This window comes from Cobetia sp. SIMBA_158 (assembly GCF_046566945.1).
Lineage (GTDB): Bacteria > Pseudomonadota > Gammaproteobacteria > Pseudomonadales > Halomonadaceae > Cobetia > Cobetia amphilecti.
This window is the reverse complement of the sequence record NZ_JAWJYL010000309.1, coordinates 1-275: the sequence shown is the minus strand read 5'-3', so window position 1 is coordinate 275 and position 275 is coordinate 1. Positions and strand designations below refer to the sequence as shown.

Here is a 275-nt window from a genome sequence, read left to right as displayed (position 1 = left end):
CTGATTATGCTTCTCTACGACTTTAGCTGGTAAGTTTTCAATCTTTACTAGGTGTAACTTATGTTGGCAATTTGGGTGGAAAATTAAGTTACTGTTGTACAGTTCCTGATAGGTTAGTAGTCCTTCAGTAAGTCCATTCAAACTAATTATCATACCTTCAAAGTTTTTACATTCGTCTTCAGCATTATGAGTAGATATGATTGCAGTATCTATACCTCTCTCAAGTCCACCAACACGGACACCCTCTACATGTGCCTGATTCAGCTTAGTAGCAC

At 37.8% G+C, this 275-nt stretch carries 1 protein-coding gene; it reads right to left on the bottom strand.

Features of this window, described 5'->3' with window-relative positions; genetic code table 11:
- On the bottom strand, positions 1-275 hold a 275-nt coding region (locus R2R70_RS20095; protein ID WP_410978914.1), incomplete at both ends, for a hypothetical protein.